At 69.2% G+C, this 25,149-nt stretch carries 21 protein-coding genes; 17 read left to right on the top strand and 4 right to left on the bottom strand.

The genetic code is table 11. The features are described 5' to 3' along the window. Positions 1-194: 194 nt before the first annotated feature. The 6 genes from typA to AS594_RS12520 all read left to right on the top strand — a co-directional run bounded on the left by typA (position 195) and on the right by AS594_RS12520 (position 8,312). Positions 195-2,066, top strand: coding sequence for a translational GTPase TypA (typA, locus tag AS594_RS12545; protein ID WP_069927112.1), 1,872 nt, complete (start codon positions 195-197; stop codon positions 2,064-2,066). Between the two features lie 410 nt (positions 2,067-2,476). Next, positions 2,477-4,090 carry a peptide ABC transporter substrate-binding protein gene (locus AS594_RS12540; protein WP_069927111.1) on the top strand — a complete coding sequence of 538 codons (1,614 nt, stop codon included), beginning with the start codon at positions 2,477-2,479 and terminating at the stop codon, positions 4,088-4,090. Positions 4,091-4,222: 132 nt separating this feature from the next. Beyond that, the gene (locus AS594_RS12535; protein ID WP_069927110.1) at positions 4,223-5,152 is read left to right on the top strand and encodes an ABC transporter permease; all 930 of its coding nucleotides are present in this window, start codon (positions 4,223-4,225) and stop codon (positions 5,150-5,152) included. Then, positions 5,145-6,095, top strand: a complete 951-nt coding sequence (locus tag AS594_RS12530) for an ABC transporter permease (RefSeq protein ID WP_069927109.1) — start codon at positions 5,145-5,147, stop codon at positions 6,093-6,095. Before AS594_RS12535 ends, AS594_RS12530 begins: the two co-directional genes overlap by 8 nt. 11 nt (positions 6,096-6,106) lie before the next feature. Beyond that, complete coding sequence (locus AS594_RS12525) at positions 6,107-7,165, top strand: ABC transporter ATP-binding protein (RefSeq protein ID WP_069927108.1); 1,059 nt, start codon at positions 6,107-6,109, stop codon at positions 7,163-7,165. Next, complete coding sequence (locus AS594_RS12520; protein WP_069927107.1) at positions 7,158-8,312, top strand: ABC transporter ATP-binding protein; 1,155 nt, start codon at positions 7,158-7,160, stop codon at positions 8,310-8,312. Before AS594_RS12525 ends, AS594_RS12520 begins: the two co-directional genes overlap by 8 nt. A gap of 76 nt (positions 8,313-8,388) precedes the next feature. On the opposite strand, the gene AS594_RS12515 is transcribed toward AS594_RS12520, so the two are convergent. Next, positions 8,389-8,940: a hypothetical protein gene (locus tag AS594_RS12515; RefSeq protein ID WP_069927106.1), complete on the bottom strand. Its 552-nt coding sequence runs from the start codon at positions 8,938-8,940 to the stop codon at positions 8,389-8,391. Between the two features lie 339 nt (positions 8,941-9,279). On the opposite strand from AS594_RS12515, the gene AS594_RS12510 reads away from it, so the two are divergent. From AS594_RS12510 to AS594_RS12490, 5 genes are all read left to right on the top strand, one after another. Continuing rightward, positions 9,280-10,902, top strand: coding sequence for a peptide ABC transporter substrate-binding protein (locus tag AS594_RS12510; protein WP_069927105.1), 1,623 nt, complete (start codon positions 9,280-9,282; stop codon positions 10,900-10,902). 42 nt (positions 10,903-10,944) lie between these two features. Beyond that, entirely contained in the window at positions 10,945-11,868 is a 924-nt protein-coding gene (locus AS594_RS12505) for an ABC transporter permease (RefSeq protein WP_069927104.1), read from the top strand. Beyond that, entirely contained in the window at positions 11,861-12,868 is a 1,008-nt protein-coding gene (locus AS594_RS12500) for an ABC transporter permease (RefSeq protein WP_069927103.1), read from the top strand. The genes AS594_RS12505 and AS594_RS12500 overlap by 8 nt, the downstream gene beginning before the upstream one ends. A gap of 76 nt (positions 12,869-12,944) precedes the next feature. Then, the gene (locus AS594_RS12495) at positions 12,945-13,916 is read left to right on the top strand and encodes an ABC transporter ATP-binding protein (RefSeq protein WP_069930475.1); all 972 of its coding nucleotides are present in this window, start codon (positions 12,945-12,947) and stop codon (positions 13,914-13,916) included. After that, entirely contained in the window at positions 13,909-14,964 is a 1,056-nt protein-coding gene (locus tag AS594_RS12490) for an ABC transporter ATP-binding protein (protein ID WP_069927102.1), read from the top strand. The genes AS594_RS12495 and AS594_RS12490 overlap by 8 nt, the downstream gene beginning before the upstream one ends. Positions 14,965-15,281: 317 nt before the next feature. Here AS594_RS12490 and AS594_RS12485 read toward each other — a convergent pair whose 3' ends face one another. After that, complete coding sequence (locus tag AS594_RS12485) at positions 15,282-17,408, bottom strand: S9 family peptidase (protein WP_069927101.1); 2,127 nt, start codon at positions 17,406-17,408, stop codon at positions 15,282-15,284. Between the two features lie 168 nt (positions 17,409-17,576). Between AS594_RS12485 and AS594_RS12480 the strand changes: the two genes are divergently transcribed. The 4 genes from AS594_RS12480 to AS594_RS12465 all read left to right on the top strand — a co-directional run bounded on the left by AS594_RS12480 (position 17,577) and on the right by AS594_RS12465 (position 21,282). Then, the gene (locus tag AS594_RS12480) at positions 17,577-17,771 is read left to right on the top strand and encodes a hypothetical protein (RefSeq protein WP_069927100.1); all 195 of its coding nucleotides are present in this window, start codon (positions 17,577-17,579) and stop codon (positions 17,769-17,771) included. Positions 17,772-17,795: 24 nt separating this feature from the next. Continuing rightward, the gene (gene mshB, locus AS594_RS12475; protein ID WP_069927099.1) at positions 17,796-18,677 is read left to right on the top strand and encodes an N-acetyl-1-D-myo-inositol-2-amino-2-deoxy-alpha-D-glucopyranoside deacetylase; all 882 of its coding nucleotides are present in this window, start codon (positions 17,796-17,798) and stop codon (positions 18,675-18,677) included. Next, a complete protein-coding gene (locus AS594_RS12470; RefSeq protein WP_069927098.1) occupies positions 18,674-19,048 on the top strand; it encodes a DUF6113 family protein in 375 nt (124 codons plus the stop codon). Before mshB ends, AS594_RS12470 begins: the two co-directional genes overlap by 4 nt. 167 nt (positions 19,049-19,215) lie before the next feature. Beyond that, positions 19,216-21,282: a peptidoglycan binding domain-containing protein gene (locus tag AS594_RS12465; RefSeq protein WP_069927097.1), complete on the top strand. Its 2,067-nt coding sequence runs from the start codon at positions 19,216-19,218 to the stop codon at positions 21,280-21,282. Positions 21,283-21,517: 235 nt separating this feature from the next. Here the strand turns inward: AS594_RS12465 and AS594_RS12460 are convergent, their stop codons facing one another. Together AS594_RS12460 and AS594_RS12455 are read right to left on the bottom strand one after the other, a co-directional pair. Continuing rightward, entirely contained in the window at positions 21,518-22,351 is an 834-nt protein-coding gene (locus AS594_RS12460) for a transglutaminase family protein (protein ID WP_069927096.1), read from the bottom strand. A 17-nt stretch (positions 22,352-22,368) separates the two neighbouring features. After that, complete coding sequence (locus tag AS594_RS12455; protein WP_069932990.1) at positions 22,369-23,364, bottom strand: GNAT family N-acetyltransferase; 996 nt, start codon at positions 23,362-23,364, stop codon at positions 22,369-22,371. 141 nt (positions 23,365-23,505) lie between these two features. Between AS594_RS12455 and fdxA the strand changes: the two genes are divergently transcribed. Together fdxA and AS594_RS12445 are read left to right on the top strand one after the other, a co-directional pair. After that, entirely contained in the window at positions 23,506-23,826 is a 321-nt protein-coding gene (fdxA, locus tag AS594_RS12450) for a ferredoxin (protein ID WP_018089397.1), read from the top strand. A 154-nt stretch (positions 23,827-23,980) separates the two neighbouring features. Beyond that, positions 23,981-25,081, top strand: a complete 1,101-nt coding sequence (locus AS594_RS12445) for a bifunctional succinyldiaminopimelate transaminase/glutamate-prephenate aminotransferase (protein WP_069927094.1) — start codon at positions 23,981-23,983, stop codon at positions 25,079-25,081. The last annotated feature ends 68 nt before the right edge of the window (positions 25,082-25,149 follow it).

Below are 25,149 nucleotides of genomic sequence, written 5' to 3'. Positions count from 1 at the left end.
AAAACCCGTCCCCGGCGCAGCTCCCCAGACCCCCGGAGCCGTTGCGCGGGGCCGGTACCGATCGCCCGGGAAGCCCGCCCGGCTCACTCCCCGTACCATGGGGGGTAGCCGTGGCGCGACCGCCCGGCGGGCGTATGAGGAAACGAACCGAATACGACGCCCGATCCCACGATCGAGAGAAGCGCAACTCACCCATGCCCACGCGCCACGACATCCGTAACGTAGCCATCGTCGCCCACGTCGACCACGGCAAGACCACGCTGGTCGACGCCATGCTCAAGCAGGCGGGCGCCTTCGCCGCGCACGCCGCCGAGAGCCTCGACGACCGCATGATGGACTCGAACGACCTGGAGCGTGAGAAGGGCATCACGATCCTGGCCAAGAACACGGCCGTCAAGTACCACCCCAAGGATGGCGGCGACGTCATCACCATCAACATCATCGACACCCCCGGCCACGCCGACTTCGGTGGTGAGGTCGAGCGCGGCCTGTCGATGGTCGACGCGGTCGTCCTGCTGGTCGACGCCTCCGAGGGCCCGCTGCCGCAGACGCGCTTCGTGCTCCGCAAGGCGCTCCAGGCCCGGATGCCCGTCATCCTCTGCATCAACAAGACGGACCGTCCCGACTCCCGGATCGACGAGGTCGTCAACGAGACCTACGACCTGTTCCTGGACCTGGACGCGGACGAGGACCAGATCGAGTTCCCGATCGTCTACGCCTGCGCCCGTGACGGCGTCGCCTCGCTGACCAAGCCGGAGGACGGCACCGTCCCGGCCGACAGCGAGAACCTCCAGCCGTTCTTCGACACGATCCTGTCGCACGTGCCGGCCCCCGAGTACGACGACGCCGCCCCGCTCCAGGCGCACGTCACCAACCTCGACGCCGACAACTTCCTCGGCCGTATCGCGCTGTGCCGTGTCGAGCAGGGCGAGCTGCGCAAGGGCCAGACCGTCACGTGGATCAAGCGTGACGGCACGATGTCCAACGTCCGCATCACCGAGCTGCTGATGACCGAGGCGCTCACCCGCAAGCCGGCCGAGAAGGCCGGTCCGGGCGACATCTGCGCCATCGCGGGTATCCCGGACATCATGATCGGTGAGACCCTCGCCGACCCCGAGAACCCGATCGCGCTGCCGCTCATCACGGTCGACGAGCCGGCTATCTCCATGACCATCGGTACCAACACCTCGCCGCTGGTCGGCAAGGGCGGCAAGGGCCACAAGGTCACCGCCCGCCAGGTGAAGGACCGCCTGGACAAGGAGCTCATCGGCAACGTCTCGCTCCGCGTCCTGGACACCGAGCGCCCCGACGCCTGGGAGGTCCAGGGCCGCGGTGAGCTCGCGCTGGCCATCCTGGTCGAGCAGATGCGCCGCGAGGGCTTCGAGCTGACCGTCGGCAAGCCCGAGGTCGTCGTCAAGATGGTCGACGGCAAGAAGTACGAGCCGATCGAGCGCATGACGATCGACTCGCCCGAGGAGCACCTCGGCGCCATCACGCAGCTCATGGCGACCCGCAAGGGCCGCATGGAGACCATGACGAACCACGGTTCGGGCTGGATCCGCATGGAGTGGATCGTCCCGTCGCGCGGCCTCATCGGCTTCCGTACGGAGTTCCTGACGCAGACCCGCGGTACGGGCATCGCGCACTCCATCTTCGAGGGCCACGAGCCGTGGTTCGGCGAGCTGCGCACCCGTAACAACGGCTCGCTGGTGGCCGACCGCGCCGGTACGGTGACCCCCTTCGCGATGATCAACCTCCAGGAGCGCGGTGTCATCTTCCTCGACGCCGGCACCGAGGTCTACGAGGGCATGATCATCGGTGAGAACTCGCGTTCCGACGACATGGACGTGAACATCACCAAGGAGAAGAAGCTCACCAACATGCGTGCGGCTTCCGCGGACAACACGGAGAACGTGGTGCCGCCGCGCAAGCTCTCGCTGGAGCAGTCGCTGGAGTTCTGCCGCGACGACGAGTGCATCGAGGTGACCCCGGAGACCGTGCGTATCCGCAAGGTCGTCCTGGACCAGAAGGAGCGCGGCCGTACGGCTTCGCGCGCCAAGCGCTGACCTTCCCGACACTTCGTCAGGCCGGAGGCCCGGCTCCCCGCGCAAACTGCGGGGAGCCGGGCCTTTCGTCAACTCGTTTTGTGGGGTCGATCGTTCGGATACCGGGCGTCACTCTCCGGAAGCTGCGCCAACAGTCCGTTTCGCGGGCGTCTGTCTAGGATCGCTTTGTCCGGAATTCGGGCAGGTGTGCCTCATTGATGTTGTCAAACCGAGACCCTTTAAGTGTGGTTTACGGCTCGGGTGTACTTAATAGTTGGCTCCATTGAGCTCGGGTCAATGGGTCACGCACTGTGGGGAGTGTCGACTCACGAGCACACTCGGGGTACATGCGACTGATCGCCGTCAGGGGTGTCGGCGTCTGTCTGCGTACCCCTCTTGTAGTGAATCAGTGGACTCATGAGGAGGAACCCATGCGCGGTGCCAAGAGCGCCAAGTGGGTCGCGGGTGCGATCGTTGTCGCCCTGACTGCGACCGCCTGTGGCGGCAGTGACACGGACAGCAAGAAGAAGCCTTCCGGGAAGCCGGAGGGGTACGTCTCGATCGACGTCGGTGAGCCGCAGAAGCCGCTGATACCGGCGGACACCAACGAGACCAACGGCTCGTACGTCATCCAGTCGGTGTTCACCCAGCTCCTGGACTTCGACAGCAAGGGCGAGATCGTTCTCACGAACGCCGAGTCCGTCGAGACCGAGGACTCCAAGACCTGGACGGTCAAGCTCAAGAAGGGCTGGAAGTTCCACAACGGCGAGGCGGTGACCGCGCAGTCGTACATCGACGCGTGGAACTGGTACGCCAACGTGGACAACGCCCAGCAGAACGCCTTCTGGTTCTCCGACATCAAGGGCTACGCCGACATCCACCCCGAGAAGGGCAAGGCGAAGGGCAAGGAGATGTCCGGGCTGAAGGCCGTGGACGACACGACCTTCACCATCGAGCTGACGGACAAGGTTCCGTACTTCAACTACAAGCTCGGTTACGCCACGTTTGCGCCGCTCCCGAAGGTCTTCTACGACGACCCGAAGGCGTTCGGCCAGAAGCCGATCGGCAACGGCCCGTACAAGTTCGAGAAGTGGACCCACAAGAAGCTGATCCAGGTTCAGGCCTGGGACGGCTACCAGGGGCCGAACAAGGCCGCCAACAAGGGCATCCAGTTCAAGAACTACGCCACCGTCGAGGCCGCCTACCAGGACGTCCTCTCGGGCAACCTGGACATGATCCGCCAGGTCGGTCCCAAGGACCTTCCGAAGTACAAGAGCGACCTGGGCTCCGGCGCGATCGAGCAGGAGTACGCGGCGATCCAGACGCTCGTCCCGGCCTTCTACTCCAAGACGTTCAAGGACATCGACCCCAAGGTCCTCCAGGGTCTGTCCATGGCGATCGACCGTGACACGATCACCAAGACCGTCCTGAACAACACCCGTACGCCCGCGACGAGCTTCACGCCGCCGCAGGTCAAGGGTAACCAGCCGCTCGAGTCGGACATCCTGAAGTTCGACCCGGTCAAGGCGAAGAAGCTGGTCAAGGAGGGCGGCGGCGTCCCCGAGAACAAGATCTCGATCCAGTACAACGCCGATGGTGGCCACCAGGAGTGGGTGACCGCGGTCTGCGAGTCCATCCGCAACGCCACGGGCGTCGACTGCGTCGGCGACCCGAAGCCGGACTTCCCGACCGACCTCGAAGCGCGCGACAACGACGAGGTAAAGGGCCTGTACCGCGGCGGCTGGGTGGCCGACTACCCGGTCAACGTGAACTTCCTCAAGGAGCTCTACCACTCCAAGGCGGAGTCCAACAACGGTCGCTTTGCCGACAAGCAGATCGACGCGCTGATGGCGAAGGGCGACAAGGCCGACTCCCTGGAGGAGTCTGTCGCGGCGTACCAGGAGGTCGAGAAGAAGCTGGTCGACAAGATGCCGGCCATCCCGCTCTGGTACTACCGCATCAACGGCGGCCACGGTAAGGACGTCGACAACGTCAAGGTCGACTTCCACGGTGACCTCGAGCTGACTGCCGTCACCACCAAGTAAGTACGCCTGCGGGTTACTTCCCCACTTGGCCGTCATCCGCCGTCGCTCATCCAGCGACGGCGGGAGGCCCCGGGGGTCGTCTCTGTGAAGAGACGGCCCCCGGGCCGCAGTTATCCCCACACGGAGGCACCCATGGGGCGCTATGTCGCACGACGACTGCTCCAGATGATCCCGGTATTCATCGGATCGACCCTTCTGGTCTTCCTGATGATGTACGCACTGCCTGGCGACCCCGTCAAGGCGCTCGCCGGTGAACAGCATGTAGACCCCGCCCAGATCGCGTCGCTGAAGGCCAAGTACGGGCTCGACCAGCCGATCTGGCAGCAGTACCTGAACTACCTGTTCAACTTGTTCCAGGGTGACTTCGGTCAGCAGATCGCCAGTCAGCGACCCGTTGCCGATGTCATCGCCGAGGCGTATCCGGTCACTGTCCGGCTCGCGCTCTTCGCTTTCGTCTTCACGGTCATCGCCGGTATCTCCCTCGGTGTGATCGCGGGCCTGAAGGCGGAGTCCGTGCGTGACCGGGGACTGCTCCTCCTCACGCTGCTGCTGATCTCCATGCCGTCCTTCGTGCTGGGTTACCTCGTGCAGTACTTCTTCGCCTTCAAGCTGCAACTGGTAGAGCCGAATGTGAGCATCGAAGCGAGCTGGGACGAGCTGATCATGCCGGCCGCGGTGCTGGCGTCCCTCTCCCTCGCATACGTGGCACGGCTGACTCGTACGTCCATCGCGGAGAACCTGCGCGCGGACTACATGAGGACGGCTGTCGCCAAGGGCCTGCCGCGTCGCAGGATCGTCGGTGTCCACCTGATGCGCAATTCGATGATCCCCGTCGTCACGTTCCTCGGCACCGACATCGGCACGCTCATGGGCGGCGCGATCGTCACCGAGGGCGTCTTCAACGTCAAGGGCATCGGTCTCACCGTCTTCGAAGCCCTGGGCCGTCGCGAGGGCGCAACGGTGGTCGGCATCGTCACGCTGATCGTCCTCGTCTACCTCGCCGCCAGCCTTCTCGTCGACCTGCTCTACGCGGTCCTGGACCCGAGGATCCGGTATGCCTGACAAGACCGCGCTCTCGGCCGCGGAGGTCCCCGTACCTGCCGCGCCGCCCATCGCCACGGAAGCCGGCCCCGGCCCCGGCAAGCCGCGCAGCCTCTGGTCCGACGCCTGGCACGAGCTGCGCCGCAACCCGCTCTTCCTGGTCTCCATGGTCCTGATCGTGATCCTGGGCGCCATGGCGATCTTCCCGTCGCTGTTCACCAGTGCCTCACCGCGCGACGCCGACCTGGCGAAGCACTACCTCCAGCACCCGAACTGGGGCAACTTCTTCGCCCCCGACTGGTTCGGTTACGACGCCCAGGGCCGCTCCATCTACGCCCGGGTGATCTACGGAGCGCGTGCGTCGATCACCGTCGGCATCGTCGTGACCGTCCTGGTCACCTTCTTCGGCGGCCTGATCGGCATGCTGGCCGGTTACTTCGGTGGCTGGCTGGACAGCGTGCTGTCCCGGCTGACCGACGTGTTCTTCGGTATTCCGTTCATCGTCGGCGCCATGGTGATCCTGACCAGCTTCGAAGAGCGCTCGGTGTGGGTCGTGATCCTCGCGCTCGCCTTCCTCGGCTGGACCCAGATAGCCAGGGTCGCCCGTGGCTCGGTCATCACGATCAAGCAGGCCGACTACGTGGTCGCCGCCAAGGCCCTTGGCGCCTCCACCTGGCGGATCCTGATCCGGCACATCCTGCCCAACGCGATCGCGCCCGTGATCGTGGTCGCGACCATCGCGCTCGGCGGTTACATCGCGGCCGAGGCCACGCTGTCGTTCCTCGGCATCGGGCTCGCCCCGCCCACCGTCTCGTGGGGCATTGACGTCTCGTCGGCCAAGGACCAGCTGCGCAACGCGCCGTACGTCCTGATGATCCCGTCGGTCATGGTCTCGCTCACGGTGCTGTCCTTCCTGATGTTCGGCGATGCGGTCCGCAACGCCCTCGATCCCAAGATGCGCTGAGGGAGGCGTACGTGACTATCATCGACAAAACCGCGCACGTTCCCGCTCCGCGCGATCCGGCGGACGACGGCGGCCCGCTGCTCGAAGTCCGCGACCTGCACGTGGAGTTCCACACCCGCGACGGTGTCGCCAAGGCGGTCAACGGTGTGAACTACACCGTCAGTGCCGGCGAAACCCTTGCCGTCCTCGGGGAGTCCGGTTCGGGCAAGTCCGTCACCGCACAGACGATCATGGGCATCCTGGACATGCCGCCCGGTCGCATCTCCTCCGGAGAGATCCTCTTCCGGGGCCGGGACATGCTCAAGATGTCCGGCGAGGAGCGGCGGCAGATCCGTGGCCGGAAGATCGCGATGATCTTCCAGGACGCGCTGTCCTCCCTGAACCCCGTGCTCAGCGTCGGTTATCAGCTCGGCGAGATGTACCGCGTGCACCAAGGGCTGTCCCGCAAGGACGCCAGGGCCAAGGCCATCGAGCTGATGGACCGCGTGCGCATTCCGGCGGCGAAGGAGCGGGTCAACGACTACCCGCACCAGTTCTCCGGCGGTATGCGCCAGCGCATCATGATCGCGATGGCACTGGCTCTGGAGCCGGATCTGATCATCGCGGACGAGCCCACCACGGCTCTCGACGTGACGGTCCAGGCCCAGGTGATGGACCTGCTCGCGGAGCTTCAGCGCGAGTACAACATGGGCCTGATCCTGATCACCCACGACCTCGGCGTCGTCGCCGACGTCGCGGACAAGATCGCCGTGATGTACGCGGGCCGGATCGTCGAGACCGCGCCGGTCCACGAGCTGTACAAGCGCCCCGCGCACCCGTACACGCGTGGACTGCTGGACTCGATCCCGCGCCTGGACCAGAAGGGCCAGGAGCTGTACGCCATCAAGGGCCTGCCGCCCAACCTGACGCGCATTCCGTCCGGTTGCGCCTTCAGCCCGCGTTGCCCGAAGGCGCAGGACATCTGCCGCACGGACATTCCGGCGCTGCTGCCAGTGACGGAGCGGGACGGTGGCGAGCTGCCCGGTCGCGGCAGTGCGTGCCACTTCTGGAAGGAGCAGATCCATGGCTGAGCTGAAGAAGAACGACGAGGCTGCCGCCGTGGACGCGACTCCCAACGTCACCGCGGTCGAGACCGTCGACGCCTCGACCACCCAGGAAGCGGTGGCGGCGATCGAGGCACCGGTGGAGCGCGGTGAGCCGATCCTCCAGGTCCGCAACCTGGTGAAGCACTTCCCGCTGACCCAGGGCATCCTGTTCCGCAAGCAGGTCGGCGCGGTCAAGGCCGTCGACGGGATCTCCTTCGACCTGTACCAGGGCGAGACGCTCGGCATCGTCGGCGAGTCCGGCTGTGGCAAGTCCACGGTCGCCAAGCTCCTGATGACGCTGGAGACCGCCACGGCCGGCGAGGTCTTCTACAAGGGCCAGGACATCACCAAGCTGTCGGGGCGCGCCCTGAAGGCCGTACGCCGCAACATCCAGATGGTGTTCCAGGACCCGTACACGTCGCTCAACCCCCGTATGACGGTGGGCGACATCATCGGTGAGCCGTACGACATCCACCCGGAGGTCGCGCCCAAGGGCGACCGGCGCCGCAAGGTCCAGGAGCTCCTGGACGTCGTGGGCCTGAACCCCGAGTACATCAACCGGTACCCGCACCAGTTCTCCGGCGGCCAGCGCCAGCGCATCGGCATCGCCCGCGGCCTCGCGCTCCAGCCCGAGATCATCATCTGCGACGAGCCGGTGTCCGCACTGGACGTGTCCGTCCAGGCGCAGGTCATCAACCTGATGGAGAAGCTCCAGGACGAGTTCAACCTGTCCTACCTCTTCATCGCGCACGACCTGTCGATCGTCCGGCACATCTCGGACCGGGTCGGCGTCATGTACCTCGGCAAGATGGCCGAGATCGGTACGGACACGCAGATCTACGACCACCCGACGCACCCCTACACCCAGGCGCTGCTGTCGGCGGTCCCGGTCCCCGACCCGGAGGCCCGCGAGGGCCGCGAGCGGATCATCCTCACCGGTGACGTCCCGTCCCCGGCGAACCCGCCGTCCGGCTGCCGGTTCCGTACGCGCTGCTGGAAGGCGCAGGACAAGTGCGCGGAGGAGATGCCGCTGCTGGCGGTCCCCGAGCGCTTCAAGTCCTCGGACACCCCGGCCGCGCACGAGTCGGCGTGCCACTTCGCCGAGGAGAAGGACGTCGTCCACGCGGCGTAACCGCTTCCGCGCGAGAAAAGGCTCAAAAAGGAGTGCCCGGACCGTTTCGGTCCGGGCACTCCTCTTTTATTTCTGGTTACCGGTTGGGCTTGATGTAGAAGTAAAGCCACGTGTCAGGGGTGCACCAGGGCATTTCTCCCGGCTTGCGATTCATCAGTGAAGCGCGGATACCGAGGCTGCCCGGCTTTCGCTTGGTCGCCTTTACCGTCTTGTTGATGGTGTGCGACCTGGTGGTCAGACCTGCCCTGTTCGAGTAGGGGTAGGGGTCGGAAAAGACAGTTCCTCCGGTGTTGTGACCGAGCACGACCGACCCCACGGCCAGCTTGCGGGTTTCTCCCACCGAGTACGAGATCTTGACGCTTTTCACCCTGATGGAGGTCCGGGTCACCTTGCCGAGCTTCCATGTGACCCTGGCGTTCCAGCCCGCTCCCGCCTTGCAGGTGTCCTGGTGTGCCTTGTCTATGCCGGCCAGACCCGTCGTAATGGTCTGTCCCGCATTCGAAACCCTGGCCACATCGGTGGTCCCGGGCTTGATGGCTGCCTGTGCGCTGCCGGCGCTGAACACGGTCAGCGCCGCCGATGCAAGTGCCGTTGTGCTCAGCATCGTCTTTTTGGTCAGCGTCTTCATTTCAGCTTCCCCCGCAATTTTAAGACGACAGACGCAAGGCGTGGTCAAATGCCTTGCGCTGATTTCTGGTTACATGGAATCAGCCTTCAAGGGGCCGCTCCACCGAGTTGAGCAAGATCTGAGGAAAATGTTGCCGCCCCGGGATTCCGGTAATTCGCACCGTTTTCCAGGGACATAACGGTGATTCACCGCCAGTGGCGCACCGCCGGCCGGCGGTCGGCCCCGACGCGCCACGCCGGGCGTCGGCCGGTGCCCATATGGGGTGTCGCAGCGTGCGGCGGATCAGGATATGGGGTGGTATGGCCCGAAGTGATGCATAGGGCCTAGGAGGGAACTCTCATGCGCGGAGCCACCCGTGCCACGTGGATGGCATGTGCCCTGGCCGTCGCCCTCGCGGCGACAGCCTGCGGCGGCGGTGACAGCGGCGGCGGTGCTGCGGGTGTGGTCAGTTCGTCCTGGGGTGATCCGCACAACCCGCTGGAGCCCTCGAACACCAACGAGGTGCAGGGCGGCAAGGTCCTCGACATGCTGTTCCGCGGCCTCAAGCGGTACGACCCGAAGACCGGCGAAGCCAAGGACATGCTCGCCGAGAAGATCGACACCGCGGACTCGCGCTCCTTCACCGTCACCATCAAGGACGGCTGGACGTTCAGCAACGGCGAGAAGGTCACCGCCAAGTCCTTCGTCGACGCCTGGAACTACGGCGCGCACCTGAAGAACAACCAGCGCAACGCCTACTTCTTCGGCTACATCGAGGGCTACGACAAGGTCCACCCCGAGAAGGGTGAAGCCACCGCCGAAACCCTCTCCGGCCTGCGGGTGAAGGACCAACGGACGTTCACCGTCAAGCTCACCCAGAAGTTCTCCACCTGGCCCGAGACCCTCGGCTACGCCGCTTTCGCCCCGCTCCCCAGGGCGTTCTTCGACGACCACGACGCCTGGCTGGCCAAGCCCGTCGGCAACGGCCCGTACACCGTCGACTCGTACGTCAAGGGCTCCCGGATGAGCATGCGCAAGTGGGAGCGGTACCCGGGGCCCGACAAGGCGCGGAACGGCGGCGTGGACCTCACGGTCTACACCGACAACAACACCGCGTACACCGATCTCACCGCGGGCAACCTCGACCTCCTCGACGACGTACCGGCCTCCCAGCTCAAGAACGTCCGGGCCGACCTCGGCGACCGGTACATCAACACCCCGGCCGGCATCGTCCAGACCCTCGCCTTCCCGTACTACGACGAGCGGTGGAACGCCGACGGCATGGAGAAGGTCCGCACGGGCCTGTCCATGGCGATCAACCGGCAGCAGATCACCGACACGATCTTCCAGAAGACCCGTACGCCCGCCCACGACTGGACGTCCCCGGTCCTCAGGCAGGAGGGCGGCTTCGACGACACGCTGTGCGGCAAGGCGTGCGACTTCGACCCGGCCCGCGCCAAGAAGCTCGTCGCCGAGGGCGGCGGCATCCCCGGCGGCACACTGCGGATCACGTTCAACGCGGACACCGGTTCCCACCGGGAGTGGGTCGACGCCGTCTGCAACAGCATCAACAACGCGCTCGGCAACGATCGGGCGTGCACGGGCGCGCCCGTCGGCACCTTCGCCGACTACCGCAGCCAGATCGTCGACCGCAAGATGGCGGGCCCCTTCCGGGCCGGCTGGCAGATGGACTACCCGCTGATCCAGAACTTCCTCCAGCCGCTGTACTACACGAACGCCTCGTCCAACGACGGCAAGTGGTCCAGCGAGAAGTTCGACAAGCTCGTCGACGAGGCGAACGCCGAGTCGGACCCGGCCAAGGCGGTCGGGAAGTTCAGGGAGGCCGAGAAGGTCGTACGCGACGAGATGGCCGCCATCCCGCTCTGGTACCAGAACGGCAGCGCCGGCTACTCCGACCGGATCTCCAACGTGGCCCTGAACCCCTTCAGCGTCCCCGTCTACAACGAGATCACGGTCAACTGACCGCCGGGCCACCCGTAGGCGTTTCCCTCTGAGGAGCCCTCCATGGGACGTTATGTGATCCGGCGTCTGCTACAGATGATCCCGGTCTTCTTCGGCGCCACCCTGCTCATCTTCCTGATGGTCAACGTCATGGGCGACCCCATCGCGGGCCTGTGCGGCGACCGGGAGTGCGACCCCGCGACCGCCGCCCGGCTCCGCGCGGAGTTCGGCCTCGACGAGCCCGTGTGGCAGCAGTACCTGACGTACATGGGGAACGTCTTCACCGGCGACTTCGGCACCGCCTTCAACGGCCAGAAGGTCACCGAACTCATGGGGACTGCCTTCCCCGTCACCATCCGGCTGACCCTCGTCGCCGTCGTCTTCGAGGTCGTCATCGGCATCAGTCTGGGGGTGCTCACCGGACTGCGCCGCGGCCGGCCCGCCGACACGGGCGTACTGCTCATGACCCTCGTCGTCATCTCGATTCCGACCTTCGTCACCGGTCTGCTGCTCCAGCTGCTGCTCGGCGTGAAATGGGGGATCATCAAGCCCGCCGTCTCGTCCGACGCCACCGTCGACGAGCTGCTGGTCCCCGGCCTGGTCCTGGCGTCCGTGTCGCTGGCGTACATCACCCGCCTGACCCGGACCTCCGTCGCCGAGAACTCCCGCGCCGACTACGTCCGTACAGCCGTCGCCAAGGGGCTGCCCAGGCGCCGCGTCGTCTCGCGCCACCTGCTGCGCAACTCGCTGATCCCCGTCGTCACCTTCATCGGTACGGACGTGGGCGCCCTGATGGGCGGCGCGATCGTCACCGAGCGGATCTTCAACATCCACGGCGTCGGCTACCAGCTCTACCAGGGCATCCTGCGCCAGAGCTCCCAGACGGTCGTCGGCTTCGTGACCGTCCTGGTGCTGGTGTTCCTGCTGGCGAACCTGCTCGTCGACATCCTGTACGCCGTACTCGACCCGAGGATCCGGTATGCCTGAGCCCTACTACGAACCCGACGCGGCGGTCCCGGTGGCCGGCGCCGGGGCCGGCGCGGATCTTGCCCCGGACGAGGGCCCGCCGGAGAAGGGGCCCGGGGGAGGCTTGCGGGGCACCGGCCCCGCCGGGCCGGACCTCTCAGCCGTCTCCGGCGGACGGGCCCGCAGCCTCTGGTCCGACGCCTGGCACGACCTGCGCCGCAATCCCGTCTTCGTCGTCTCCGGAATCGTCATCGTCTTCCTCGTCGTCATCTCGGTCTGGCCGTCCCTCATCGCGAGCGGCAACCCGCTCCACTGCGACCTCGCCAGGGCGCAGCAGGGCTCCCAGCCCGGCCACCCCTTCGGCTTCGACGGCCAGGGCTGCGACGTCTACACCCGGACCGTCTACGGCGCCAGGACCTCGGTGACCGTCGGCGTCTGCGCGACGCTCGGCGTGGCTCTGCTCGGCAGCGTCCTCGGCGGACTCGCCGGCTTCTTCGGGGGCGCGTGGGACGCGCTGCTGTCCCGCATCACCGACGTCTTCTTCGGCATCCCCGTCGTACTCGGCGGCCTCGTCTTCCTCTCCGTCATCACCAGCACCACCGTCTGGCCGGTGATCGGGTTCATCGTGCTGCTCGGGTGGCCGCAGATCGCCCGTATCGCACGCGGCTCCGTCATCACCGCCAAGCACCACGACTACGTGCAGGCGGCGCGCGCGCTCGGCGCGAGCAACGCGCGGATGCTGCTGCGGCACGTCACGCCCAACGCTGTCGCCCCGGTCATCGTCGTGGCCACCATCGCCCTCGGTACGTACATCTCCCTGGAGGCGACCCTCTCGTACCTCGGCGTCGGTCTGAAGCCGCCGACCGTGTCCTGGGGCATCGATCTCTCCGCCGCCTCGCCGTACGTCCGCAACGCCCCGCACATGCTGCTGTGGCCGGCGGGCGCGCTCGCGGTCACGGTGCTCGCCTTCATCATGCTCGGCGACGCGGTGCGCGACGCCCTCGACCCCAAGCTGCGCTGAGGAGCCTCGCCATGACAGCCACGCCGCCGACGCCCGCCGCGTCTCCCGTGCCCGCCGCGCCCACCTCGTCCCCGCGCTGCTCGACGTGCGCGACCTGCACGTGGAGTTCCGCACGCGCGACGGGATCGCGAAGGCCGTCAACGGCGTCACCTGCTCCGTCGCCGAGGGCGAGACGCTCGCCGTGCTGGGCGAGTCCGGTTCGGGCAAGTCCGTCACCGCGCAGGCCGTCATGGGCATCCTCGACATGCCGCCGGGGAAGATCACGGGCGGCGAGATCCTCTTCCAGGGCCGCGACCTGCTCCAGCTCGGGGAGGACGAGCGGCGGAAGGTCAGGGGCCGGGAGATGGCCATGATCTTCCAGGACGCGCTGTCCTCCCTCAACCCCGTGATCAGCGTGGGCGAACAGCTGGGCGAGATGTTCGTCGTACACCGGGGGATGTCCCGGAAGGACGCCAGGAGCAAGGCCGTCGAGCTGATGGACCGGGTACGGATCCCGGCGGCCCGGGAGCGCGTCGGGCAGTATCCGCACCAGTTCTCCGGCGGGATGCGCCAGCGCATCATGATCGCGATGGCGCTGGCACTGGAACCCTCGCTGATCATCGCGGACGAGCCGACGACCGCGCTGGACGTGACCGTACAGGCACAGGTCATGGACCTGCTCGCGGAGTTGCAGCGCGAGCTGGACATGGGGCTCATCCTCATCACCCACGACCTGGGGGTCGTCGCGGACGTCGCGGACAAGATCGCCGTGATGTACGCGGGACGGATCGTGGAGACCGCGCCGGTGCGCGACATCTACAAGGCGCCGGCCCACCCGTACACCAAGGGCCTGCTCGAATCGATTCCGCGGCTGGACCAGAAGGGCCAGGAGCTGTACGCCATCAAGGGCCTGCCACCGAACCTCACGCGCATCCCGCCCGGCTGCGCCTTCCACCCGCGCTGCCCGCTGGCGCGTGACGTGTGCCGGACGGACGAGCCGCCGCTGTACGACGTGCCGGACGGCCGCGGCAGCGCGTGCCACTTCTGGCAGGAGGCGCTCCATGGCTGAGTCGACCCGGCGGACCGAGGCAATTCTCGAAGTACGCGGGCTGCACAAGCACTATCCGCTCACGCGGGGCATCGTCTTCAAGAGGCAGGTCGGCGCGGTCAGGGCGGTCGACGGCGTCGACCTCGACCTGGGGGCTGGGGAGACGCTCGGGATCGTGGGGGAGTCGGGCTGCGGCAAGTCGACCCTCGCCAGGATGCTCGTGCATCTGGAACGGCCGACGGCCGGGGTGATCCGCTACAAGGGCGAGGACATCACCAAGCTGTCAGGGCGCGCCCTGAAGGCCGTACGCCGCAACATCCAGATGGTGTTCCAGGACCCGTACACGTCGCTCAATCCCCGTATGACGGTGGGCGACATCATCGGTGAGCCGTACGAGATCCATCCCGAGGTGGCGCCGAAGGGCAGCCGTCGGCAGAAGGTCCAGGACCTGCTGGACGTGGTCGGGCTGAACCCGGAGTACATCAACCGCTATCCGCACCAGTTCAGCGGCGGGCAGCGCCAGCGCATCGGCATCGCGCGGGGGCTCGCGCTCCAGCCGGAGATCATCGTGGCCGACGAGCCGGTGTCGGCGCTGGACGTGTCGGTCCAGGCGCAGGTCGTCAACCTGCTGGCCCAGCTCCAGAACGAGTTCCGCCTGAGTTATGTCTTCATCGCGCACGACCTGTCGATCGTGCGGCACATCTCTGACCGGGTGGGCGTGATGTACCTGGGGCGGATCGTCGAGATCGGCAGGGACGCCGAGATCTACGACCACCCGACGCACCCCTACACGCAGGCGCTGCTCTCCGCCGTGCCGGTGCCGGACCCGACGGCGCGCGAGCACCGCGAGCGCATCCTGCTGTCCGGCGACGTACCGTCGCCCGCGAACATCCCGTCCGGCTGCGGGTTCCGCACGCGCTGCTGGAAGGCGCGGGACCGGTGCGCGGCGGAGGTGCCGCTGCTGGCGGTGCCGGCGGTGTTCCGGGACGAGGTGTTCCCGGCTGCGCACGACTCGGCGTGCCACTTCGCGGAGGAGAAGCACGTGGTGCCGGTGGAGAAGGGGCGGTAGGCGGCCGTGCCGCAAGGGCCGAAGTGCCGTCACGGCATGGCCGCGGCCCCCGTACCCAAGCGCCCGGCGAAGACGGAAGTGACGCTCTCTCACATCTTGGGCGAAGGGTCACGGATCGACGTCGCCGCGTGCCCGACACAGCGCGGCGCAGGGCGACATCGCGCCATAAAAGCCGAACAATTTCGTTAACACGCAAGCAACTTGACCGACGCAACTCCGATATACGAACACGTCAGGCTCAGCAGCGTACGGCCGTGCGGGTGCCGTTGCCCGGCCGGGGTCGCGCCATGTCGTCCCCGGCCGGGTGCCCCGGGAGGTCAGCGCAGGCCCAGGGACCGCTTCAGGAAGTCGACCTGGAGCAGCAGCAGGTTTTCCGCGATCTCCTCCTGGGGCGTCATGTGCGTCACCCCCGACAGGGGCAGCACCTCGTGCGGCCGGCCCGCCGCCAGAAGCGCCGATGACAGCCGCAGGGTGTGGGCCATCACCACGTTGTCGTCCGCCAGGCCATGGACGATCATCAGCGGCCGGTGCGTGCCGGCCGGCTGCGACAACCCCTCGTCCGTGACGAGCGAGTTGGCGGCGTACACCTGCGGCTGCTCAGCCGGGTCCCCGAGGTAACGCTCCGAGTAGTGCGTGTCGTACAGCCGCCAGTCCGTGACGGGCGCCCCCGCGATCCCCGCGTGGAAGACGTCCGGCCGGCGCAGCACCGCGAGGCCCGCCAGGTAACCGCCGTACGACCAGCCCCGGATCGCGACCCGGCCGAGATCCAGCGGGAAGTCCTCGGCCAGCGCGTGCAGCGCCTCGATCTGATCGTCCAGCGTGAGCGTGAACGCGTCCCTGATCTCCTTCTCCCAGCCGGGGGAGCGCCCGGGCGTCCCCCGCCCGTCGGCGACGACCACCGCGAAACCCTGGTCGGCGAACCACTGCGAGGTGAGGTACGCGTTGTGCGCGGCAACAACGTGCCGCGCGTGCGGTCCTCCGTACGGGTCCATCAGCACCGGAAGCGGCCCGTCCCCCTCCGAGTAGCCCGTGGGGAGCAGGACGGCGCACGGAATCCGCCGCGCGCCCCCCTCCACGAGCCGCACACGCGCGCGCAGCACCGGCTCCTCGGCGTACGACGCCACCACCGCCTCACGCTTCCCGTCGCGCAGCACCTGCACCACCGTGCCGCTGCTTTCCGGCCGCGCCGAAGCCAGCACGGTCACCCCGCCCGACCGCACCGCCGAATGCACCCCGGGCCCCTCGGAGAGCCGCTCGACGCCCAGCTCGTTCACCCGGTAGACGTGCACCTCGCCGGTCTCCGGGGCGGCCGCCTCGGCCCCCGCCGACGCCGAGACCAGCACGTCCCCGTCCGACACGTCCAGCACCGCCCGCACCTGCAACTGCGGCCCGGTGAGCGCCCGGTCGCCGACGGCCAGCACCCGCGCCCCGCCCTCGTCGGCGATCCGTACGAGCCGCCCGTCCGGCGCCCAGGCCGGTACGCCGTCGAAAAGTTCCAGCCACACCGGGTCCTCGTCCACGTGCACGGTCCGGGTCGTGCCGGTCGAGGTGTCCACCGCCAGATACAGCTGGCCGCGCTGGTCCCGCGACTGCACGAGCAGCAGCGGAGCGCCGGCCTCCGACCAGTGGACCCGCGCCAGGTACGGATACCGCGCCCGGTCCCACACCACCTCCGTACGCTCGCCCCCGTCGAGCCCGTACAGGAAGAGCCGCACCTCGGCGTTGGCCGTCCCCGCCGCCGGATACGCGACCCGGGCGGGCTCGCTGTGCGGATTGGCCGGATCCGAGATCCACCAGCGCGCCACGGCGGTGTCGTCCGCGCGGGCCACCAGCAGCCGGTCCGAGTCCGGCGACCACCAGAAGCCGCGCGAGCGGGACATCTCCTCGGCCGCGATGAACTCCGCCAGGCCGTACGTCGTGTTCTCGTCCTCCGGCTCGGCGAGCGCCCGGTCGTTGTCGCCCTCGGCGCCGATCACCCGCAGGGCGCCCTGTGAGACATACGCCACATGCAGCCCGTCCGGCGAGGGCCGGGGGTCGAGAACCGGCCCCGTGGCGGGCAGTTCGCGCGAGGTTCCCGCCCGCAGCTCGGCCGCGAAGAGCCGGCCCGACAGCGCGAACGCCGCCAGCTCGACGGCCGCGTCCACGGCATAACTCACGATCCCCGCGGACCCTTCGCGGCTGCGCTCGCGGCGCACCCTCTCCTGTGCGGAGAGCTGCTCGGCACCGCCGCCGAGCAGTTCCCCGGGGTCCGCGGCGACGCGCTCCTGCGCGCCCCCCTCCAGGTCGAGTACCCACAACCGGTTCTCGCGGTCGGTGCCCGAGGAGGAGCGGAGGAACGCCACACGCGCCCCGTCGGGCGACACCGTGAACGCGCGTGGCGCCCCCAGGGTGAAGCGCTGAGTCCTCGCGTGCTGCCGGGGAAAGGAGAGTTGATTCGACGTCATATGCCTGAAGCTACCGCCCGGTGCACACTCCATGCGCCCCTCGTGCTGCCGTGCACCGAACAATGCGTATGCACGGATAGTTATGATCCGTAGCGCTTGGTGGGTATGTACCTGCCGGCGACTGTCCGCATGCCCGTTCTGGACCTGAGTAAGTGGAGGTGAACCGCCGTGGCACTCTCGATTTCGGCGGTAGTGCTGTTGGCGATCATCGTCATCCTGATGGTTCGGAAATCAGGTCTGAAGGCCGGACACGCGGCGGTCTGCGTGCTGCTCGGCTTCTACCTCGCCAGCTCGTCCATCGCACCCACGATCAACGAACTGACCACGAACGTGGCCGGTGTCCTCGGGGGCATCAAGTTCTGAGCGGGGCCTCGTAGGGTGGTCCCCATGACGGACCACCCAGCCCGTCGTCTGCTTCTGGTGCACGCGCACCCCGACGACGAGTCGATCAACAACGGGGCCACCATGGCCAAGTACGCCGCCGAGGGCGCCGCGGTCACCCTGGTGACCTGCACCCTCGGCGAGGAGGGCGAGGTCATCCCGCCCGCCCTCGCGCACCTGGCCGCCCACCGCGACGACACCCTCGGCGCCCACCGCGTCGCCGAACTGGCCGCCGCGATGAAGGAGCTGGGGGTCACCGACCACCGCTTCCTCGGCGTCCCCGGCCGGTTCCGCGACTCGGGGATGATGGGCGCCCCGCAGAACCACCGCGAGGGTGCCTTCTGGGCCGTGCCGGTGGACGAGGCGGCGGCGTACCTGGTCGAGGTGATCCGTTCCGTACGCCCGCAGGTCCTCGTGACCTACGACCCGGACGGCGGCTACGGCCACCCCGACCACATCCAGACCCACCGCGTCGCCATGCGCGCCGCCGACCTCGCGGCCGACCCGGACTTCCGCCCCGGCCTCGGGGCGCCCCACACCATCACCAAGATCTACTGGAACCGGGTGCCGCGCAGCTACGCCGAGGCCGGCTTCGCCCGCCTGCGCGCGGCCACGGTGAGCTTCCCCGGCACGGGAGTCGTGGACGACATCCCCGGAGTGGTCGACGACGAAGTGATCACCACCGAGATCGACGGCACGGCGTACGCCGCCGCCAAGACCGCCGCGATGCGGGCCCACGCCACGCAGATCGCCGTGGAGGGCGACTTCTTCGCCCTCTCCAACAATCTCGGCCAGCCCGTCCTGACCACGGAGTACTACGAGTTGGTACGCGGCGAACGCGCCCCCGGCGGCCGTGAGAACGACCTCTTCGCGGGAGTGACGACATGACCCCGACCCCCGCCCGGATCGGCGGCTATGTCCTGCTCGTCCTCCTCGGCGCGGTCACCGGCGCGGCGGGCGTGCTGGTCCACGCGGCGTGGTTCCCCGGCGGCCTGCTGCTGTCGCTGCTCGCCGCGGCGGGCGTCTTCTACGGCGGCATGTACCTCACGGGCACGAAGTCCGGCGTCGGCGCGTCGGCGGCGGGATGGCTCGTGGCCATCGTCTTGCTGACCGTCAGCCGGCCCGAGGGCGACCTGCTCATCGGCGGCAGCTCCGTCTCGTACGCCTACATGCTGGGCGGCATGGCCATCGCTGTGATCTGCGCCACGATGACGCAACTGCCGCAACAGGTCGCGCCGCGCGCCCGACTTGGCAAATGACGTACCACTTGAGTCCGTGAATCGGTCGCGACCGCACAGCCGTCGTACGCCCGCAGCCCAGGGTGCGGGACGCCTGTCGGCGGCGGCCAGTATGGTGGTGCGCGCCGCCGAGCCGCCCGCAGTACCAGGTAAGAGCGGGCGAGCGGAGCTAACCGGGAGAACCTGCCTTGAGTCGTGAAACTGACAGTTCGTCCTCCGGCCCCCAGGGGCGTGGCGGAGCCGCGTACCCCTCGGGTACGCCGCCGTACGGATCCCGCCAGTATCCGTCGTCGCACCCTGGGCAGGACGGTCCCGAGGGCAGCGCCGAGGCCGCGGGGCCGGTGGACGCGGACGAGCCCAGGACCGAGACCACGCTGACCACCCGCATCCGGATCAACATCCCCGGATCGCGGCCGATCCCGCCGGTCGTCATGCGTACGCCCATGGGTGACGTGGAGCCGCCGTCCTCGCCCGCGAACGGCGAGCGCACGGGCAGCACGCCGCGCCCGCCCGAGCCCTCCCGGGACACCCCGCCCGCGCCGCAGCGCGACGAGCCGCGCCCCGGTGCGGCCGACGCCTCCGGTCCTGGCAACGGCTCCGCCGGCGGTCCGGCCAACGGCTCCGCCTCGGGCGAGGACAAGCCGCCGGCCAGCGACTGGTTCGCGCCGCGCAAGTCGTCGGCCGGCCCCGCGCCGTCGTCCCCGGGCCCCTCGGGCCCGGCGCAGGGCGGCGGGCAGCGTCCCGACCTCCCGTACTTCACGCCCGAGGAGCCGCAGAGCCAGGGCTCCACCGCGCCGCTGCCGCGCCGCAGCCCCGGCGGTTCAGCCCCCGCCGCGAACGGCAGCGGGCCGGGCACCCGTCCCGCAGGCCCCACCGGTCCCCTGGGCCCCGTGGGACCCTCGGGCCCCACCACCGGCCCGGCCACCGGACACGCGACGTTCCCCGGCCCGACGATCGACAGCTCGCCGTTCGCGGGTCCCGATTCCCCGGGCCCCGGCATGCGCCCGCCGGGTGCGCCCACTCCCTCGGTGTCCGGCCCGCCGCGCATGTCCGACGACACGGCGGTACTGACCCCGCAGAACCCGGCCGCGGGTCCCCCCGCCGGCGGCAACGTCTCCGGTGACACGCTGACCAGCGGCATCCCCGTGGTCCAGCCGGCCGACCGGCACTCGCCGTTCGCCCCGCCCCAGGGTGACGCCCGCTTCGCACCGGACCTGACGCCGCACGCCCCGGGCGACGGCGGTCCGGCGGCCCCGGCCGCCCCCGCGCGCACCGCCCCGCCGTCTCCCGCCGCCTCCGCGCCCGCCAAGAAGGGCCGCTCGAAGCTGGTCCTGGTGGCCGTGGGCGTCGTGGCCATCGCAGGCGTGGCCTACGGAGCGGGCCTCCTGATGAACCACTCCGACGTACCGAAGGGCACCACCGTCCTCGGCGTCGACATCGGCGGCGGCACGAAGGAAGAGGCGGTCGGCAAGCTGGAAGCCGCGCTCGGCAAGCGCGCCGCCACCCCGCTCCGGCTCACCGTCGACGGCAAGGAGACGCAACTCCCGCCGGACAACGCGGGCCTCAGCCTGGACAGCCAGGAAACCGTGCGCGGCGCCGCGGGCAGCGACTACAACCCCATGTCCGTGATCGGCTCCCTCTTCGGCGGCGAGCGCGTCGCCGAACCGGTGATCCCCGTCGACGAGGAGAAGCTGAGCGTCGCCCTCGCCGACCTGGCGGGCACCTCGGGCACGGCCAGCGAGGGCACGATCAAGTTCGTACCGGGCAAGGCGGTCGCCGTGCCGGGCAAGGCGGGCAAGCAGCTCGACGTCGGCCGCTCGATGGTGCGGGTCAGGGACGCGTACCGCGCCCAGGTGGAGACCGGCAGGCCGAACACGGTGGAGCTGCCGGTCGTCACCAAGGCCCCGAGGATCGACAAGGCCGAACTCGACCGGGCCATGAAGGAATTCGCGCAGCCCGCGATGTCCGGCCTGATCACGATCAAGGCCGGCGGCAAGCAGATCCAGTTCGGCCCGGCGAGGTCCCTGCCGAAGATCCTCTCCATGAAGCCGATCGACGGCCGTCTGGTGGAGGTCTACAACAAGCCGGCGATCGAGCAGCTCCTGGAGGGCGTGTTCGACGGCGTGCAGATCACCAAGGGCGACGGGAAGAAGCACCCGGTCACCGCGGACGACGTGGCCTTCGCCATGCGCACCGCGCTCCTGGGCAAGACCCCGGCGGAGCGCGTCCAGGAGATCAGCCTCAACCCGAGCTGAGCGGGAGTACCAGCGCGAACGGCCCGCACCTCGCCCACCGGCGTGAGGGGGCGGGCCGCGCAGGGGGTGGTGTTCGGGACGTAGAGCGTGATTTGTGCGCAGGCAGTGGGCGTCGTACAAGGACCGCTGCCCTCGCGGCTATATCATGCAGTCCCGAACGCCGCCCCCGGAGCGGCCCGCCCCCGGCACCACAGAGCCCCCGCACCGCAGGGCCCCCGCACCATGAACCGGTGCCTCAGTTCAGCCGGGCCCGAGCCGCCCGCGCCCGGAGCCGGACCGCTTCCGCCGACGTGGGGTCCACCGCCGCCACCACCTCCGCGTACGCCTCCAGCTCCGCCGCCCCACGCAGGAAATCGCCCCGCTCCACGAGCAGTCGTGCCCGCTCGTACCGGAGCCGCGCCGCGTGCGACGGCAGCAGCAGGGACAGTTCCACCGCCCACAGCTGGACGTCCGTACGCTCCGGGCGGGCCGACGCCCACGCCCTGATGTTGTTCAGGATCCGCAGCACGATCTCCAGCGGGTCCGCCGGCAGCAGCATCGACGGGTCCAGAGGTTCCCCCGTGGCCCCCGCCACCAGCAGCTCCGCGTCCGCCCCCGTGAGCAGCCGCCCCCCGTCGAACGGGTCGACCAGCACCTGCTCGCCCGGGTCGCCGAAGCCCACGACGAAGTGCCCGGGCAGCGCGACCCCGTACACCGGCGCACCCGCCCGCCGCGCCACCTCGATCCACACCACCGACAGCAGGATCGGCAGCCCGCGCCGCCTCCGCAGCACCTCGTGCAGCAGCGAGGACTCCAGCCGCTGGTAGTCCGCGGGCGTCCCGCCGAACCCGCACCGCGCCCCCAGCAGGTCCGACACGGCCGAGGCCCACCCCCGAGCCCCGCCGGGGCGGTACGGCAGGAGGCCCGCCAGCCGGTCGAGTTCGATCTCGGCCGCGTCCATCCCCGCCTCGTCCAGCGAGGCGTCCGCCTCCGCGCCCACGAGCAGGCACAGCAGCGCGAGGTCCGGCCGCTCGGAACGGGCCTCCTCGGCGAACCGCCGGCGCCGCTCGGATTCGGTGGGTCGTGGCATACGTGTTCGTACCCGTCCTAAGCCGGTCGGAAGTGGTGGTAGCTGTGGTGCGTGGCGAAGCCCATGCCGTCGTACAGGGCCCGCGCGCCTTCGTTGTCGGCCTCGACCTGGAGCCACGCGGCCGACGCGCCCTCGTCCAGCGCCCGTCGCGCCAGCGCCGTCATCACCGCGCCCGCGAGCCCCTGCCGCCGGTACGCCGGATCGACCTCGACCGCCATGAAACCGGCCCAGCGCCCGTCGACGACACACCGCCCGATCGCCGCCGGCGTCTCCCCCTCGCCCGCGACGGACGCGAACCACACGGAGGGCCCGCTCTCCAGAACCCGCAGCACGTGCGGCCCCGGCTCCGTGAACCGCTGGTACCGCGAGAGCCAGCCCGCGTCGCACTCCCGGTGCAGCGCGACGCGGGAGACGTCGGAGTCCAGGTCCCCGATCGGGGCGAGCCCGGCGATCCGTACCTGGGCGGTGACTTCGCGGGACCACCCGTGGTGCGCCAGTTCGGCGGCGAGACGTTCCTGGGTGCCCTCGGCGCCGGTGGCGACCTGGACGTACGCGGGGAGACCCCGGGCGGCGTACCAGTCCCGTACGTGCCCCAGCGCCACGCCGACGGGCATCCCGGGATCACCAAGCGGCAGTGCCGAGTTGGCGCGCCGGGTGAAGCCGCCGGCGGCACGCAGCAGCCACTCGCCGAGCGGCTCGCTCTCGACGGGCTGCCACGCGCGGGCGCCGGCCCGAGCGAGCTCCTCGAAGGTCGCCGCGGGGCCGCGCCGCCGGGCCGGGGCGGAGGGCACGACCTTGCCCGCGACCAGGGTGGATTCCGCGATGCGGACCACCTCGCCACTCCGCCGTGTGATCCACAGCACACCGTTGTCCCAGGATGTGAGAACACCGACCGTGTCGGTGAACTTCGCTCCCGGTGATCCGGCTTCGGCGAGGCGCCTGACTGATACACGTTTGCCCACGTCGTCAGGCGAAATACGGACCTCGAGTCGTCCGCCGGTAGTGAATTCCACAGCTCTGTGCGCCCCTCCTGTTCGGATCGTGCCCGGGAACGGAGATACTAGAGGCGGGCATCGACGACGCCGCGCTCCCGCGCGCCACGTGGACGGAGCCGCAGATCGGCCCGCCGCGCCCTATCGAGGAGGAACGACAGCGTGACCTACGTCATCGCGCAGCCTTGTGTCGACGTCAAGGACAAGGCGTGCATCGAGGAGTGCCCGGTCGACTGCATCTACGAGGGCTCCAGGTCCTTGTACATCCACCCGGACGAATGCGTCGACTGTGGTGCCTGTGAGCCGGTCTGCCCGGTCGAGGCCATCTTCTACGAGGACGACACCCCCGAGGAGTGGAAGGACTACTACAAGGCGAACGTCGAGTTCTTCGACGAGCTCGGCTCGCCCGGTGGTGCCTCCAAGCTCGGCCTGATCGAGCGCGACCACCCCTTCATCGCAGCGCTCCCGCCGCAGAACCAGTAAGCGGCGAGGCAAGTGCGCCGCCCCGGTCCCGTACGGCCTGCTCGCCGTACGGGACCGACGCGTATCCAGAGCCGGAACAAGAGCCACAGCCGGAGCCGGCGCCCGGGCCAGTGCCCGCGCCCGCTCCCGTACGAGCACGAGAAAGCGATCCACCGTGTCCGCAGTCACTGACCGCCTGCCCACCTTCCCCTGGGACAAGCTGGAGCCGTACAAGGCGACCGCGGCCGCCCACCCGGACGGCATCGTGGACCTGTCCGTCGGCACCCCCGTCGACCCGGTTCCCGAACTAATCCGGCGGGCTCTCGTCGCGGCGGCGGACTCCCCGGGCTATCCGACGGTGTGGGGCACGGTCGCGCTGCGGGACGCGCTCACCGGGTGGGTCGAGCGGCGTCTCGGCGCGCGCGGCGTGGCGCACACCAACGTGCTGCCCGTCGTCGGCTCGAAGGAGCTGGTGGCCTGGCTGCCGACGCAGCTGGGCCTGGGCCCCGGCGACCAGGTGGCGTACCCCCGGCTCGCCTACCCGACGTACGAGGTCGGCGCGCGGCTGGCACGCGCCGAGCCGGTCGTCTACGACGATCCGGTCGCGGACCTCGACCCGGCCCGCGTCAAGCTGCTGTGGCTCAACTCGCCCTCCAACCCGACCGGCCGCGTGCTGGCCAAGGACGAGCTGATCCGGATCGTCGCCTGGGCGCGCGAGCACGGGGTGCTGGTCTTCAGCGACGAGTGCTACCTGGAGCTGGGCTGGGAGGCCGAGCCCGTCTCCGTACTGCACCCCGACGTCTGCGGTGGCACGTACGAGGGTCTGGTCGCCGTCCACTCGCTCTCGAAGCGGTCCAACCTGGCCGGCTACCGCGCCGCGTTCCTGGCGGGCGACGCCGGCGTCCTCGGCGACCTGCTGCAGATCCGCAAGCACGGCGGCATGATGACGCCGGCGCCCGTCCAGGCGGCGACGGTCGCAGCGCTCGGCGACGACGCGCACGTGGCGGAGCAGCGGGAGCGGTACGCGGCCCGCCGGGCGGCGCTGCGCGGCGCGCTGGAGGCGCACGGCTTCCGTATCGAGCACAGCGAGGCGAGCCTGTACCTGTGGGCCACCCGCGACGAGCCGTGCTGGGAGACCGTGGGGTACCTGGCGGGGCTGGGCATTCTGGCGGCGCCGGGCGACTTCTACGGGCCCGCGGGAGCGCGTTTCGTACGGGTGGCATTCACCGCCACCGACGAGCGCGTCGCGGCGGCGGTCAAGCGCCTCGGCGGCTGACGCCCACGCGGCCCACAGCCACGCGGCCCACAGCCACGCGGCCCACAGCCACGCGGCCCACAGCCACG

This window comes from Streptomyces agglomeratus (assembly GCF_001746415.1).
GTDB classification, from domain to species: Bacteria; Actinomycetota; Actinomycetes; order Streptomycetales; family Streptomycetaceae; genus Streptomyces; species Streptomyces agglomeratus.
This window is presented reverse-complemented; position numbering and strand designations above follow the sequence as displayed.